Source organism: Vibrio sp. 1249-1 (assembly GCF_033340495.1).
In genome coordinates, this window is sequence record NZ_JAWOWJ010000004.1 from 26,407 (window position 1) to 42,438 (window position 16,032).

A 16,032-nucleotide genomic window follows, 5' to 3' on the forward strand; every position below is an offset into this window, starting at 1 on the left:
TCGACCAGCCAATTCATTTCTTATCCACCTGACTGAGGGATCTTTGCCACAAGTCGCAAAGATGTGGTCAGTTCTTCCATTTGTAACCAAGGCTTCAGCCATGCTACGGCATTGTAAGAACCAGGTGCGCCAGGAATTTCCTTAACCTGAACACGAGCGTCTGCTAGAGGGTATTTCGCTCTGATCTCTTGACCACCGCCTTCAGAAGCATTGACGTAACCTAGGATCCAGCGGTTCAGCCAAGACTCAACGTCTTCTGCTTCCATAAAGCTACCAATTTTATCTCGGGCCATTACTTTCAAATAATGCGCAAAACGAGATGTTGCCATCATATAAGGTAGGCGGGCAGAAATGGCCGCATTGGCCGTTGCTTCAGGGGATTCATGGTTCGCTGGTTTTTGACAGGTTTGCGCACCAAAGAACACTGCATAGTTGGTGTTTTTGTAGTGACAAAGCGGTAAGAAACCAAGCTTACCAAGCTCCGCCTCACGTCTGTCGGTAATACCAATCTCTGTTGGGCACTTCATATCAGGGTCGCCATCATCACTCATGAAGAAATGCGTTGGCAAGTTATCCACTCGACCGCCGCCTTCTGCACCACGGATGGCAGTACAAAATCCATATTTTGAAAATGCGTCGGTTAACTTAACACCAAGAACATACGAAGAGTTCATCCAACAGTAGTCGTTATGTTCAGCGTTAACAGCAATACCTGAAACAGGATCTACTTCGAACTCTTCAAACCCAAACTCTTCGACTGGAGCGGTAGCTTGTCCGTATGGCAAACGAGCAAGGACTTTTGGCATCGTCAGACTAACGAAGCGCGAATCGGCACTCTCGCGGAACGAACGCCATTGGGCGTATTCTAGTGATTCAAATACCTTATCTAGGTCGCGTGGTTTTGACAACTCAGTCCACTCATCAAAGCCGAATAGTGCTGGTGAAGCTGCGGACAAGAATGGAGAGAAGCCAGAAGCCGCTACATTTGACATTAGGCGTAACGACTCAATATCTTCTGGGTGGTTGGTAAACTCATAGTCTCCAATCAATGCACCATACGGTTCACCACCAGCACTACCAAACTCAGACTCGTAAACCTTTTTAAAGATCTGGCTTTGATCAAACTCAACAGCTTTGCTCAAGTCTTTATGTAGCTCTTTCTTGGTCATGCTCATCATGCGAACTTTCAGAGTAGAGCTGGTCTCTGAATTCATCACTAGATAATTTAAGCCGCGCCAAGAACCTTCGAGTTTCTGTAATTCTGGGTGATGCATTACTTCAGACAACTGATCAGAAATCTGCCTATCGAGCAAATTAATCGCTTCACGAAAAGTTACTGTTAGGTTTTTGTTCCAAGTAACTGTCCCTTTCATTGCTTCTTCAGCGAGCGTTTTAATCAGCTCCTCAGCACGAGAAGCTTCGGTCTGCTTAGTCGCACCAATAGCTTGATCTAAGAATGAAATTGTCTGTTCATTAACAGTTGGATCTAACTGTTTTTCAGCTTCAGTCGTCATTATTCCGCTCCTTCAGTACTGTCTGACTTCGCTTTCTTGCCAAGATCTAACTCGCCTGCAAGTCTTGCCAGATTGTCTGTATTGTTCAAAACATCCTCTAGGATATTTTCAAGCTCTTCTGAGCGGTCAACTTTTGTCATCAAATCACGCAGTTTATTACGCGTTTCCATCAATTGGCGTAGTGGATCAACTTGATTTACGATCGCAGCAGGCTCAAAGTCTTGCATTGATTTAAAGTTTAAATCGACCTCAAACTGTGAATCGTCATTCGCAAGCTTATTCGCAACTTTAAACTTCACCGATGGATTCATTTTTTTGAGTACATCGTCAAAGTTATCTCGATCGATCTGAATAAAACGGCGGTCTTTTAATGGCTTCAACGCTTCTGTGTTTTGACCAGCGAAGTCACCCATTACACCTACAACAAAAGGCAGTTCTTTCTTAAGAGTCGTACCTTCAGTTTCAACATCATAGGTAATGTGGACACGAGGCTTCCGTACTCGTGATAGTTTCGAGTGGATACTCGTCATACCATTCTCCCTTTATTAATTTTCATTTTGTTCTGCTATGCCAACCAAACGGAAGTAGCTTTTCTTTGCATCCCCGTCGGAGATAAGTTCCGCCAGTAACTCCGGCAGAGGCATCCCACACCAACGAATAATCTGTTCGATGGAGTAAGAAACTGGTGAGTGAGGTTCACTCTCTCGGAAGAAATCAGCTACTTGCTGCAATTGTCTAATTGCCTGCTCTCGTGATTTCATGTTTGTCGCTAATAATGCATCACAACTTTGTGAACTTAACGGTTGTTCAGAAGAAGATTCATCAAGATCCTCTAGCTCTTCAAACACGGCTTGTGGTTGATTGAAACGATCTCCTAGAAGGTGCTTTAATGCCGAGTGTATTGATTCAAGTCTTTTTGATATATAAGAGCTAGGAGTCACATCACCGGCCGCTTCGTCTAATCGCTGACTGAATTCATTAAATGATTCTGTAGCGAACTCCAAATCCGTGATTAATTCTTGATAAAACGTATCAGAAGTCGACTTAACCGTAGTTATAATTTCAGATAACTCAACAGCCCCAAGCTCGACTCGATTTCGGCGCTTATCTTCGTCTAAGCGCTCAAGCTCTATAGCTTGCTGATATTCCCAATAGGCATAAGCTTGCTCCACGCCTAAGTCAGTCAATGGTATACAAGCAATTGGAAAAATAAGTGTTCCTTCACTATCGATACCATTGAGGCCAATAATCGCCGATATTCTTGTCTCAATACCATCTTCATCAGGCATTGGGTACAGATCATCCCAAAAGTTCTCAATTAAACTGGTTGCGAGTTTGTAGCCAACGCCCATACCACGAAAACCATACAATCGAGTTAGGGCTTCTATAAGCCAGGCAACAAATTCCAAATCTTTAGACTGATTCGTGAGTATTTCTGGGACATCTTCAATAAATACTCGCCATAAATTACTGTGGGTATAGATACTTTCTTCTTCTATAAGAGCATTACGTTCAGCGTTGCGGGCGGCCATACGCTGATCTTTCAACCGATAGTAAGCAGACTGTGGTGATACATCCTCTCTAGGATCAACACCTGTAGGATTTTCTTGAGATATAGGAGCCAACGCTTGTTCATACCAATCAAACATTTCATTACTCATAAGCTCTCCCTCTTAGAAAGACAGGTATTGTCGCGTCTTCTCTAGTTACTGTTTCGCACTCCGTTTGCGCTTGGCGAACTTTGATCAAAGCACAAGTTACGTTATCACTTGCGCCCCGAACCAAAGCCGAATGCATGAGCGCTAATCCAGCTTGGTTGACTGAGTCTGCATACAATGTCCGATGAATTTCATCACTCGTAAGTTCCTTAGAGAGTCCATCGCTACAGAGTAGAAACTGATCGCCGTCAGCCAACTGCCCTGAAACTTGATCAATAGTGACACTTTCGTCGACCCCAACAGCTCTGGTAATAACATTTGCAAGAGGGTGAGATTCGGCATCTTCAAATGCCAATAAGCCCTGATCCACTAAGTCCATGACTTGACTATGATCACGTGTTTTTTGGACAAAATTACCACTTCTAAGCTGGTAAATTCGGCTATCCCCCACCCAAAGGCAGTGGTAATACCCATCCTGAATAAACAACAAAACAAGTGTTGTTCCCATCGTTTTACCGTCTAAGTGATTTTGTGCGTATTGGTAAATTTCTAAGTTCGCTTCTTGAACCACTCTTCGGATATCATCGATATTAGTATTGGAGACATCCTGCATGTGGCGCGCGACTCTATCCACTAGCATCTGGCTTGCTATATCGCCAGCACTGTGTCCACCCATTCCATCGGCAACCACCCAAATATGCTGCTCTGTCATATCCAACAGAGCATCCTCGTTATAAGGGCGTACTTTTCCTGCGTGCGATTTAGCAAAGGTAAAATAGTTCCAATTCATTCTTCTATCCTACCAATTCCACTTTTTCCAGCCGCCATCAAGCATGGCTGAAAACTGACCAATTGAAGGAAATCCACTAGTAATGAACATGCATGGTTCAACCTTCGTTGAACCTTCAGTCCACCAAAAACATGGTTTACTCAATTTTTCTTTAATGAGGTAATTCAAAAGCGTATTTTGATCAGTATTGCCGTGATCATGAAAAACTGTAGATATTTGGCTTTGATAAAGAAACTCTAGAGGCCTCACTTCACTTGTTACATTCGCAACGAGGTCATTTTTTTCTTGAGTACTCTTATGCCAAACATCAAAGACAAAGTCGTCCTCAAGTACTGAAAGAGCAAGAGCGGCACTGTCCTCTGTCCAAGCTCTGTCACCCCAATATTGCGCAGCTTCACCTTTTACGGCACGAGCTATAGTAAAGAAAAAGTATCTACCGCATGCATCAACACTAGGAATCATGCTACCAATGTAGGTTGAGTCTTCTAAATAGCTAATATCCAAAGCAAAGTGCCACACAGGAGCCGTTAAAAAGTGCTCATTCCAGCTTTCACCCAGTTGTTCCCTGCTGACTGCAATAACCGCCTGTTGCCAATCATGCCAACGCTCCGAGAAATCTTGTGATAAACCATCTTTCACAAAGTCCCCTTTTGCGGGCATTTTACCGATATAGCCCCAGCCTGATGTTATAAGGTTCGTGGACATCTGAACCTCTCCATTTCATTTGACCAAAAAGGATTAATGGCACTAGAAGGAATAAGCTCTAGCTGCACCTTATTTCCCTTTAAATCAATCATAACTATATTGTCTTTACGCGATTCTGGCCTTGCTTTAAGTGATTGATCCAAAAGCTTGAATATGCCCCACTCACCTTCATAGGTATGCGCAATTTCGCGTTTAGATTCAGGTGGTGTGAACACAATTCGAGTCTGATCTTGACCGGCAGGCCAACTCAACGATTTAGCTCTTGCTGGTCCATGCTTATAAACCAAATCTTGTCCACCCAACTCTAAGACAAATCGAGTAATGTGCTGGTCTAGATAAACAGGCTTCATCCCAAACTCTACGCGTAAGGAATTATCAGATTCAAAGAAAGACTGCCTGATACGTTGCGCTCTTTGAAAGACCATTAGTGTTTCTGGGCGAACTCCAATTTCCTTTTCTAATCGCCAACGACTTTTCGAAGTATCCACAAACGGTTCGAGGTATTCTTGGAAGAATGCGTCAAGCGTACCTCCATAACCAAAGAATCGCTTAAAGTCTTTCAATCTAACTTCTCTGCTCGCGTTGGGCTCGAATGGATATCTGCCAGCAATAGTCCGCTGATAAGGGCGGACCACTTGTGTTACCCAAAGTTGATTTAGATGATCCTTCGAACCGCTCTCCGCAAACTTAACCGACTCTTGAGAAAGCTCACCTAGCCATTGATTAAATGGTCTCGGCAAAAGTTCTTTAGCACGAGCAAAGGAAGCTGCGACATCTTGTGTAACGGTTCCATCTAAAATACTTTTGTAGGCAATTTTCTGATTGTTACCAGAGCTTGATAAGTCACTTAAATACGAACGCAAGTTAACCATTGCTTGTTGAATATCATCAAAGTCTTGCTCACCAAGGCGTAAGATCTCTGAAAAATGCGATTCGACTTCTTTACCTGGCAGAGCAACATTGAAACCGTTTTCTTCAGGTAAATACATGTCTAGTCTATCTGCCGTATTTGAAAACTTAACTTTGGCAACTTTACCAGCAACCTCAGAAGCGGCTTTTTGATTTTCTGACAATGATACTTTTGATAGAGCAACCTCTTTTTGGATTGCTCTCAACAAAGATTCGATTGGTCTTTCAACTCCAGATAAAACCCTCGCTTGCTCTGTCGCAAGTTCTAGGCTCGGAGCCTGCTTCAATTGAATATCTTCGATCAACGTTTTCCATTCATTAACATAATCTTGATAGTATCGAGACTGAACGCCTTGGATGGCACTATCTTGATCAATTTCATGAGCCTTAAGATCGTCACCATAAACCCAGTTCTCTTCCATTAAGCTTTTTACTGTACGGTTGATCTGAATCTGAAAAATGCTATGAAAACCATTGTACGTGTAGAAACCCGAAATGCCTTGTGATAGCGGTTTTCCACTAGCTCGCTCGAACTGCTCAAGCCCTTTAGGTCCCAATACATCAGTCAAGCGAAATGAAGGTACATGACTCTTAGAAAATTGTATTTTCATTCGCTGATAAGCACGTTCAGGTAGAGACATTTGAGTCAACACTTCTCGAGCACTCGTCACGGCAGCAGTGTTGTAAGTAAAGCCTTGTCCATCGTTGCCTAATAAATATTGAGTGTGCTGTAGCAAACGTCTTCTTAAGTCTGCGTTTAGCTCACCCGGATATTGACGTTCGAAATAAAAGTTAAACCAAGCCAACACTTCATCTTGTTGATATTTGTCTGGATTGAATAACATCAAATACGTTTTTAACGTTTCGTACAAATACTCACGATGCTGTTGATTGCTCTCCATTTCTGACACCAAGCTATCAAGAAGCAGAGGGGCGTAATATTGGGTCAAAGCATCAGAATATGCATTGTTTGCCGCCTGAGACACTTTGTCTCCTTGATAGAGACCAAACCTCTTTACAGAGTCGGCATCACCGTAGTCGCTTTGCTTTCCGAGAGGAAGCGTCATCAACCTATCTAATGTTTCTACAGCTGAAACAATATCCGCTTCAAAATCTAAACTTTGAGCGCCAATCATTGCATCAATATGGCTCGCTTGTTCATTGGTATCGACAATTAACTGTGAGTTCCACTTATAACTCATAAACCAAAGCGCAGAAGCTCCTAGCAGTAGCGTTGTACATCCAATGTAAACACCTCGACGCATCCAACCTGACTGCTTTTGATAGTGACGATTAACTGTTCCTAACAGTTGCTCTTTGAAAATAACCTTGTCAAAAAGATTCTTTACGAAATAACTATGAGAACCAGTCTGACTCTTTGCTAGAGCTAAACGATTTAACCCAAGTCCATTGGTTGATTCATTCATCAGCTTATCGACTGGTAAGCCTTCTTGAACCGAACTCAACATAAACACACCACGAATCAAGGCAGGCTCTTCAAAACTGTTTTGTGCAAAAATTTCAGCTAAAAACTCGTCAAGATTAGCTTGTAGCACTCTTAATTGCTTTGGAAATTCAAAGATAAGCGCGCGTTTATCTAAATCGTCCTCTGTTTCAAGTATTCTAAGCATACGGGCATCAAGGCGCTCCAACATGCCATGAAATTCTTTGTTGAATAGAGAAATAACGCCTCTTTCATCATCCACTTCACGAGGGAACATGAAACCAAATAATTCCTCTCGCTCTTCCTTACTTAAATCGGCAAAAAACTCATTGAAACCGGCAACTAAATCCATTTTGGTGAGCAATACGTAAATCGGAAACTGCATGCCTAACTGGTTTTTCAGTTCTTGAAGTCTCGACTTAATTGCTCGAGCATGAAGACTTCGCTCGGTTCGAGTCTGAGACATCACGCTGGCTAAACTTATCGTAACAATCGCACCATTAATTGGTCTTTGCGTTCTATACTTTTTCAACAATCCTAAGAAACCATGCCACGCTTTAGAGTCGACCTTTTCTTGACTGTCTTGTGTCGTATACCGGCCAGCCGTATCTATAAGAACTGCTTTATTTGCAAACCACCAATCACAGTGGCGAGTGCCACCTACACCGGCAATAGAGTCAGAGCCAAGGCTGTCTCCTAATGGAAACTCTAACCCCGACTGCTTTAATACGGTTGTTTTCCCCGTTCCAGGAGGGCCAATCAACACATACCACGGTAAGTCATACAAGCTTCTCTTGCCTTTGTGTGTTTTCGTCACTACTTTGACAGCTTGCTCAATACGCTCGCGCATTAAGTCAATTTCACTTGCCGCTTCTTTATCTGATAGGCTATCAACCTCAAGCAACGTTTGAATACTTTCGTCTTCTTTCACCTTTTGCTTATGCTGCTTGGTAACGTTAAATATCGCCCAAAGCAACACCAACACTAGAATAGTGACTAGCCGTTGAAAGTCACTCTTTAGGGGCTCATATCCCGCTATCGCAATAAGTGGACCAACAACCCAAATGAAAATAGAACAAGCAGCGACACCTATAAGACCGAGAAACCATCTTTGAGTAAATATTCTGCCAATTTCTTTAATACGCATCTCTATCTACCTATTATTAATTCGCGACAAGAAGGTCGATTTCAATCCGGCGGTTAATAGCTCGGTTTTCATCACTACTGTTTTCAACTAATGGTCTTGCATCCCCCAATCCCTCGGGTATCACTCGCCCTTCTAATGCACTATTCGAGATCAGTTGTTCAGACATAGCAGTGGCTCGAGCTAATGATAGGTGCCAGTTCGAGGGATATTTACTCGTGAAAATAGGCCTATCGTCGGTGTGACCAGTAACAATGATCTTGCCTTGGGTCGACTCCAATGTTCTCGCAAGCTTAGAAATAACGGGTTGGATGTAAGCGACAACATCAGCACTACCTGATTCAAATAGATCTTGAGACTTTAACGAAATTCTCACCCTGTCTTGCAGCGGCTCAACATTGATTAGCCCCTTACCGATCTCAGTTGCTAGATACATTGAAATCTTTTCTGCAATTGGCGCTGATTTTGATTCTGACGTTGCATCTTGGTTAAGTTGTTGCGGTTGAATCAAATTGACTAATTGAGAAAAGGTGCGATTGGATGCCTTATTTAGCTCATAACTAAAATACATATATATGCAGACCAATAGTGCCGCCGTTACAGAACATACAACCCAAAGAGGAGCTCTATCAGAAGCCTTTGAGCCATTCAAAATGTGTTGGTCGATACTATTGCTTAGTTCCTGAGGGACTCCTCTCCCATAAGTCTTAAGAGTAGCAATAACCTGTCTTCTCAATTTCCGGTGCGATTCCAGTCCATTTTTTTCTAAACGGTATTGACCCAGAAACCCGAGAGATAAGCACACATACATTAGTTCAAGCAAATCTAAGTTCACATCTGGTTTCGCCATGCACTTATCAAGATGCTTAAAGAACGCTTCCCCACCTTGACTGCTAGCATAGAAGGAGCTAAGTAATGAATCGTGACTCCAGAATGAATTCCCACCCCAATTGGTGTTAAGGACAACTTCATCTAGTGAACAGCATAAACAATAACGAGCTGTATCAATGGTATCCAAATCAACGTCATGCTGACGTAATCGGTTCTCATAATCTCTAAGCTTTTGTGCCAATGTCTCTTTTAGAAACAACGGATCGGAATGAGTCGCTGTCGAGCGAATTTGACCGATAATAGATAACAGGCCATTCGCCTCTGCTAGTAGAGAGTTATTCCCATAAGCGACCACTGAATCATTGTTCACCAATTCAGGACTTTTTGAGATAACTACGGTATTATCCACAGACTTTTCTGATTGTGGTTTCGATGCGGGTGCTCTTCCACCCGGTGTTGGTTTTACTATCGTTTGTTCCATACAGAGTGCGCCTATTGATTAATACTCCAAAGCTCAAGTTCAGCATTCGGAAAATGCCCTGATAGGTGAAGCGCAATACCGCCACTATCTTTTAGCCTCATCCAAAATGGCCCTTTCTTGACAACTTCGAAATAAACATAGCCCGTTTGGTAAGGAATCTGTCTCGGGACGACACTCAACGGCACTACGTTTATACCGTTGATCTGATTATTAATTAGATCGCGAATCTGTTCTGCCGGGCCAAACTTGAGTTGCGCTGGGACCAGGCGTCTTATTTCATCTGTTGTGGTGTCTGCTTTAATTGCTAGCACAAATTGGCATGACTCAAGCAAGCGTTTATCTGGAAGCGGCGTCACTTGAATACCGTATTGGCGAGGCTCCAACGGAAGTTTGGTCGCAGTGTGGTCAAGGACAACACTGAGGTACTGACTGAGTATCTGATTCAACTCGCTATAGACACTTGATACATCTAAGTGATCATACGCAAGCAAACTTGGGACTCTTTTAGTTTTATTAGAAAAAGTGGCTAACTCACCAATGTAACCTTTAAGTGTCGTCGCTAATTCCAGTGGATGTAACCTATCTAACTCACTGAAATGCTTTAACTTCGCCTCATATCGGTTCAGCATTTGGAGCATGATGAAATCAACAGCAGATGCCGATGCAGACTTACCCTTAATCAAGCGCTGTGCAATAACGTCAGCACGCATCTTTGTCATCGCGATAACGTTACGTAGATAAGCTGACATAACTTTGTCGCTAAGGAGGTTGATAAGCGGAGGAACGTACTCATCGTCTAGTATAACTTCCCCTTCAGGAGTTACCTCTTTGATCCTTAAGATAGGTAACTCCACATAACCCGCTAATTTGTCATTACTCGCTTTCAACTCTAGGTTAAGGGCTGCAACTTGGATGGTTTCTTCATCTTGTCCTGTAAGGTTATCTATCACGTCGATATCTTGAAGTACATAACGAGAGACGATCGATTCGCTTACATCCGAAACGTTTTTACCTGTAACACTTGAAAGAGGGAGAGTTATTTTTACTAACGTATTTTCAGTGTTTTTATCAATAAGTAGAGGCGAAACTGAATCGTTGGATATTAACGTATTAACCAACGTCATATCTGGCAAAACAGCTTCAAGATGCTCAAGTTCAATAAGACCATCTTTTAGCGCGTGTTTTTTTACTCGACATTTCCAAACTCCCCAATTGTAAGCCCCACCTAACTGATGTAAGCCCTTGAATTCTTGAGAGGTTGCGCGTTCTTGTTGCTGGAAGTGCTGGGGACGTAAAAACATTCCTTCGCACCAAGCCGTCTTGGAGTATTGCGTCATTTATAATTAGCCAACTAAACGTTATTTAACGACCAAAGACAGATCTTCTAACAATACTTGATATGTGTTGTAACCGGTCTTATCCACTTTAATGACTTGTCGCCAATTTGAGTTTTCAATATCTCGAAACGCTACGACAATACCTAAATATTCTGTCTTTGGAGACATACTTGCTTGATATGTTTCTTTCTGACCTGGAGTTAATGAAACTTCATATTTATTCACTAAATCAGGTCCTAAGACTTTTTCACTTTCTTCATAAATAGAAAAAAAGTCCTGGCTTTCGAAAATGGTATTTGACGTTAATTCAAATACATACACCACTACAGGAGAAGGCCTGCCGTTTGAATCAGGATTAATGTTATGACTTGCTGCTATTTCTAAATCTGAGTATGGATCAACAACTAGGTTCGCTGCTGAGCACCCAAATAAAGCTATTGAAATTAATAACAAAATATATTGGTAAAACTTTTTCATCACCCTAATTCCTAGCCTTTGTTTTTTAATGCTAATTCATAGTGCTTAGCGAAGTCTTCTAAATAGAACGGAGACTCTTTATTGATAATATCATCGGATAGCTTTTCATGAATATCCTCAAACCTCTTCCAACTTTGAGCATATTTCCTAGCTGGAATAACCTTATTAATAACCGTGTCTTTCGCTAAAGCATCTGAGTATATAGAAGTAGGTTCAACAAGTGACATAACACTCGAAACCGTACCTTCAACACCTTTCATTAAGGCTTGCTCATGACTTTCGATGTCATTAAATGCTTCTTTAATGGCTGCATTTGGCTTTAAGAAGCTAGCGGTTTGACGGTTATATAAGTTATGAATCGCATCTTCTAAGTTTGCAGAAAACTTTAAAGGGTTATTTTCTGACTTACGAAATGCGGTATGACTAAGTCGATTTGTTTGTTTAAACACTGCTCTGTTATGCAGTGTTTCCATTAAACCAACTAGCATCAAAGAAAATGACTCCCCCAGTTGTTCGAACCATTCCTCTCGGTTATCGCTGGGAATCATCATTGGATCTATACCCACCCCTCTAACAAAAGCCGCAAGTTCACCCCCATTGGTATCAAAGTTGGGAGTCGATAGGTGTTCTGATTGTCGGTTAACTTTCGGTAAAGTTTCAGATACGGTGCTCTGTTTTTCGGGCTTTGGGATATCAATAAAATCATCGACTAAACCAATATCTAGCTGAAAATCAGAAGGAACACTTTCGTTTAAGAGTTCACTAGCACTAAGGCCTAGGTCAACAAATTCTGCTTCCGATGGACTTGAGACTACTTCAGGGGGTGCGCTAGAAAGACTTTTACTTGTCTCAAGACTGACTACATCTGTATCTGTTTGAATAGAAACTGAAATTTGATAATCCCCTAAGCTAACCATATCGTCATCGCTTAGTGCTATTTCATTTCCTTGACCCACAGGAGTTACAGCATTATTTACAAAAGTACCATTAGTTGAGAGGTCTTTTATCAAGTATTTGTCACCAAACTTAATCAGTTCTCCGTGGGTTCCGGATACCACTCTTTCAGGATCTGGTAGTGTCCAATCACATTGTTCAGACCTACCAAATGTAACCTTGGCATGTTCATCACTTGATTCAAACACGAACTCACTCTCAATCTCTGGAGTAAATTTGTGAAAACTTGTTATGGTTAAAACCAACTTCATGTAAACCTCGCCAAAGACCTGCTAGATATTATTTTTAATTTTATTATTAACTACTTTCTTATTAACAGTAAGATTAATAAAAATCTTAATACTGCCATTGAAAATCATGCACGGAATAATGAATCATTTTTTTATCAAAGCAATCACGTATTGTTCAACAATTTTAATTATCCAACCAAGTTCAAATTTTTGACACTTAGACTTTCATCAATAAAAAAACGAATGTTAGTTTGGCCGAGAAATTCTAACATAATGACTTTTCATTGAGCAGAAAGGTATATATTCCCCCATCATTTATACGGAGTTCTTGTGATGGAAGACAGTAATAAAAACAATTCTATAAATAACGAAGAAAGCGGAGATAAAACTAAAATTGTAAAGACTCAAAAACGAGACAATGCAATTAAATCAACCAAACTCACTAATAATGAAACCTCCGTTAAAAATAAAAATGAAACAAATACAAAACTGTCTCAAAAAGAAAACACTCCGTTAGTTAATAAGAAAAAAAACAATAAAGATGACTCATTAAATAATAACAAAGATGTTATTAACGAAAGCTTAATAGGAGCGACCGTTAAAAATCGGTATGAAATTGAGTCGGTTATTGGGCATGGTGGGCTTTGCGATGTTTACTTAGCTAAAGATAGGATTCTTGAATCTTCAGGTTCAGAAACACCCTACGTTGCGTTAAAAATATTACAGAAAGAGTTTGCTTCTCAACCAGAGACTGCACGCATGTTAATACGTGAAGCTCAACAAACTCAAAGGTTAAGCCACCCTAATATCATTAGGGTTTTTGATTTTGGTGTTGATGGCGAAATATACTTTTTAGTTATGGAGTATATTAACGGAGAAACATTAGAGAGTTTAATACAGCGTTCTAGGCCCCATGGGCTGAAGTTTAATGCAACTTTATCAATCCTAAATCAGGTACTCGATGCACTCTCATATGCTCACTCTCTTGGTGTAGTGCACGCCGACCTAAAGCCCGCTAATGTGATTTTAACGTCTGACGGTAACGTTAAGTTGCTTGATTTTGGTGTATCTAAAACTCATCAATTAAAGCAGGATCAATATGCGGCTAAACGTAAATCCGAAAATGTTGAAACGCTTGGTTATACTCCCAACTATGCATCACTCAACCTGTTATCCGGTAAGGAACCGAACTTAAGCGACGATATGTTTGCTCTATTTTGTATTGCTTACGAGCTATTGAGTTGCAAACACCCTTACGCAAGAACTCCAGTTAATGAAGCTCTCAAAAAGAAGATCAAGGTCTCTAAACCAACTAACATGCCTGCATCTAAGTGGCCAATATTTTCAAGCGTATTTTCAACTGGCATTATTCCGAACGAACTGACCCCTGAGCAGTTGAAACGCAAATTGAATATGCGCTATTGGCCTATCGCTAGCGGCGCGGCAGCGAGTATATTATTAGTTAGCGGCATTGTATTTGGTTATCAGCAGCAACAAGAAACCATCACCAATTTGGAAACCGTTATTAGCAAGCAAAATGATCAAATTGCCGGACAAGAGTGGCAGCTTGATACGCCAGCAGAAAAAAGTTTGGCACTGATTGATAGTGAAAAAAGCTTACATCCAGTCGTTAAGGCTGGCTTATTACGCTTACACAAGACCTATATTCTCAGCGAGTTTGAATCTGAAATTGATCAGGTTTTGAATTCTGATGCCAACAACTACCCGAATTATGATGAAATTGAGTCCATACTTGATAAAGCAAAAACCTACTACCCTGACTCACATAAAATAGAAGTTCTTGCCTTAGATATTCAGTCAAGCAAGCACTCCACGTTACTTTCGATAGCAAGGCAAATCAACAGTCAACTTGAAAAGTCTCGGTACAGTAAAGAAGACGGCAGTAAATCCATCTATGAGCTCAAGGATGAGTTAAATCAGATTCATCAAGGTTATCCTTTCACGCCAAGTTCGTTATCTAGCGATGTTTTCGGTCAGCACCTCACTGAAGCACTCAAAAAGAAAGACGCAGCTGCACTTGTTGCTCTTATTAAGGTTGGGAACACCTTCTTTTCAAACGTAGAAGAGCATCAAGAGAACTTACAGATAAGTAATGCGATGAAAGATGCAGTGCTGGAAATGAAATTATATGAGACAGCGCTAGATTCCAACAGCCCTCTACCGTTTCCAGAAGATGCCGCTAGAATCCTGTTCCAAGAAGAGTTTGAAAACTTTTATTCTCGCCTAGAAAAGGCAAGGACGACAACTCATCTCGATAACTTGGTGAAGGATGTGGATCTGTTCTCGAAAAACTTTCCTATTGGTTTTCAGGATGTTAACGATTTAAGATTCAAAACTGCTGATAAATACTTACGCTTCTCCGATATATTGCTTAATAAGCGAAGGACTTCAAGCGCAAGACGCGCTATGAAGAAAGCCAACGAGCTTATGAAGCAAATAGAACAGGACTCTAAGCAAAGCTAGTAATACAAAAGGGACGCGAGTCCCTTTTTTGCCGTAGATTACTTGCCAATATGCAACTAGATTGCTAATTTATACTTGTACTTAATGAGGAGAGTTAGCCTTGACTGAAGGAATAGTCAAAGTTGGCGAACGTCTGGCGTCCGTATGTAACGATAGCCTTAAACTAGGACTGCAAGACACTTACCGACTCGGCGTTTTACTTGGAAACATCCCCTTTGCTACTTGTGTTAAAAACACGCGAGTTGAAGTTTTTTCATCCCTACATTTCGACCATTGCCGTTTGGATATAAGTCAAAATATCTTTAACAATGACTTTCTTTTTGTAAGTTTATCTCAAGCGACAAGCAAACTATTTCTGCTCAAATACTGGTTATGCCATTCATACCTTCGGCTAAGCCTTCATTATCCGAAACATTCCTCTACCTCAACGTTTAATAGGGGTATACATGATTAATTTTGATGTTCTCAATACATACATGGATAACGACGTAGATCTGATCGTCACTGTTTTTTCTACATACCTTGAAGATCACACGAATGATATAGAGCGTATAGATGAGCTATATGCAAGCAAATGTTGGTCAGAACTCTATCTATTAGCTCATAGTTTAAAGGGCATTCTAGAGAGTTTCGGAGAAGACACCGCGGTCATTGCGTTTCAAAGAATAGAAGAAAAAACCAGAAACGATACAGCGCCAGATAGCTCAGATATAGCTATAGTTACTAAAGAGCTAGCTGCAATTAATCAACAAATCTTCACTTACTTGAAGAATATGCAATAAAGAAATTCAAGGCTTAACTGGGGGAAATATGGCAATGAATAATAGCAATTTCAGGGAGTTGATTGAGTCTCTCAAAGACTTAACACCAACTCAAAAAAGGTACTTACTTAGCCGTACAAAGATGGCGCTAGATGATGAAAGTAATATGTTAAACATCAGTGATATTCTAACACCAGAAGAGTTGGAGGCGTTACTATCACCGGCACCAACAACGAATACAAAATAACAATGATATACAACGCAACCGTCAGATTAACGCTAGGGACCAAGTGAAGCAAATCGACTTTGCTTG

At 41.0% G+C, this 16,032-nt stretch carries 13 protein-coding genes; 3 read left to right on the forward strand and 10 right to left on the reverse strand.

The window, feature by feature from the left end:
- Positions 1-20 precede the first annotated feature (20 nt).
- Genes tssC through tagH form a run of 10 tightly spaced genes read right to left on the reverse strand, consistent with a single transcriptional unit; the run spans position 21 to position 12,495 of the window.
- Positions 21-1,514, reverse strand: a complete 1,494-nt coding sequence (gene tssC, locus R7Z50_RS09090; protein ID WP_104980728.1) for a type VI secretion system contractile sheath large subunit — start codon at positions 1,512-1,514, stop codon at positions 21-23.
- Positions 1,514-2,044: a type VI secretion system contractile sheath small subunit gene (gene tssB, locus R7Z50_RS09095; RefSeq protein WP_005375949.1), complete on the reverse strand. Its 531-nt coding sequence runs from the start codon at positions 2,042-2,044 to the stop codon at positions 1,514-1,516. The genes tssC and tssB overlap by 1 nt, the downstream gene beginning before the upstream one ends.
- Before the next feature lie 15 nt (positions 2,045-2,059).
- Positions 2,060-3,175 carry a type VI secretion system protein TssA gene (tssA, locus tag R7Z50_RS09100; RefSeq protein ID WP_054701384.1) on the reverse strand — a complete coding sequence of 372 codons (1,116 nt, stop codon included), beginning with the start codon at positions 3,173-3,175 and terminating at the stop codon, positions 2,060-2,062.
- Positions 3,168-3,962, reverse strand: a complete 795-nt coding sequence (locus R7Z50_RS09105) for a PP2C family protein-serine/threonine phosphatase (protein ID WP_005375947.1) — start codon at positions 3,960-3,962, stop codon at positions 3,168-3,170. Before R7Z50_RS09105 ends, tssA begins: the two co-directional genes overlap by 8 nt.
- 9 nt (positions 3,963-3,971) lie before the next feature.
- Entirely contained in the window at positions 3,972-4,667 is a 696-nt protein-coding gene (gene tagF, locus R7Z50_RS09110; RefSeq protein ID WP_005387528.1) for a type VI secretion system-associated protein TagF, read from the reverse strand.
- Positions 4,649-8,167 carry a type VI secretion system membrane subunit TssM gene (gene tssM / locus R7Z50_RS09115; protein WP_047100988.1) on the reverse strand — a complete coding sequence of 1,173 codons (3,519 nt, stop codon included), beginning with the start codon at positions 8,165-8,167 and terminating at the stop codon, positions 4,649-4,651. The genes tagF and tssM overlap by 19 nt, the downstream gene beginning before the upstream one ends.
- Positions 8,168-8,183: 16 nt before the next feature.
- On the reverse strand, positions 8,184-9,476 hold the full coding sequence (tssL, locus tag R7Z50_RS09120) for a type VI secretion system protein TssL, long form (RefSeq protein ID WP_005375939.1): 1,293 nt from the start codon (positions 9,474-9,476) through the stop codon (positions 8,184-8,186).
- 11 nt (positions 9,477-9,487) lie between these two features.
- Positions 9,488-10,813: a type VI secretion system baseplate subunit TssK gene (tssK, locus tag R7Z50_RS09125; protein WP_206969299.1), complete on the reverse strand. Its 1,326-nt coding sequence runs from the start codon at positions 10,811-10,813 to the stop codon at positions 9,488-9,490.
- Positions 10,814-10,834: 21 nt separating this feature from the next.
- Positions 10,835-11,290 carry a type VI secretion system lipoprotein TssJ gene (gene tssJ / locus R7Z50_RS09130; protein WP_005375933.1) on the reverse strand — a complete coding sequence of 152 codons (456 nt, stop codon included), beginning with the start codon at positions 11,288-11,290 and terminating at the stop codon, positions 10,835-10,837.
- Positions 11,291-11,301: 11 nt separating this feature from the next.
- Positions 11,302-12,495, reverse strand: a complete 1,194-nt coding sequence (gene tagH / locus R7Z50_RS09135; protein WP_054578971.1) for a type VI secretion system-associated FHA domain protein TagH — start codon at positions 12,493-12,495, stop codon at positions 11,302-11,304.
- 312 nt (positions 12,496-12,807) lie between these two features.
- Here tagH and R7Z50_RS09140 point away from each other — a divergent pair, with 312 nt between their 5' ends.
- The 3 genes from R7Z50_RS09140 (at position 12,808) to R7Z50_RS09150 (ending at position 15,966) form a co-directional block, all read left to right on the forward strand.
- On the forward strand, positions 12,808-14,958 hold the full coding sequence (locus tag R7Z50_RS09140; protein ID WP_318149033.1) for a serine/threonine-protein kinase: 2,151 nt from the start codon (positions 12,808-12,810) through the stop codon (positions 14,956-14,958).
- A 446-nt stretch (positions 14,959-15,404) separates the two neighbouring features.
- Positions 15,405-15,740 (forward strand): Hpt domain-containing protein, encoded by a 336-nt coding sequence (locus R7Z50_RS09145; protein WP_031781126.1) that lies wholly within the window; start codon positions 15,405-15,407, stop codon positions 15,738-15,740.
- 34 nt (positions 15,741-15,774) lie between these two features.
- The gene (locus R7Z50_RS09150) at positions 15,775-15,966 is read left to right on the forward strand and encodes a hypothetical protein (RefSeq protein ID WP_025767706.1); all 192 of its coding nucleotides are present in this window, start codon (positions 15,775-15,777) and stop codon (positions 15,964-15,966) included.
- The last annotated feature ends 66 nt before the right edge of the window (positions 15,967-16,032 follow it).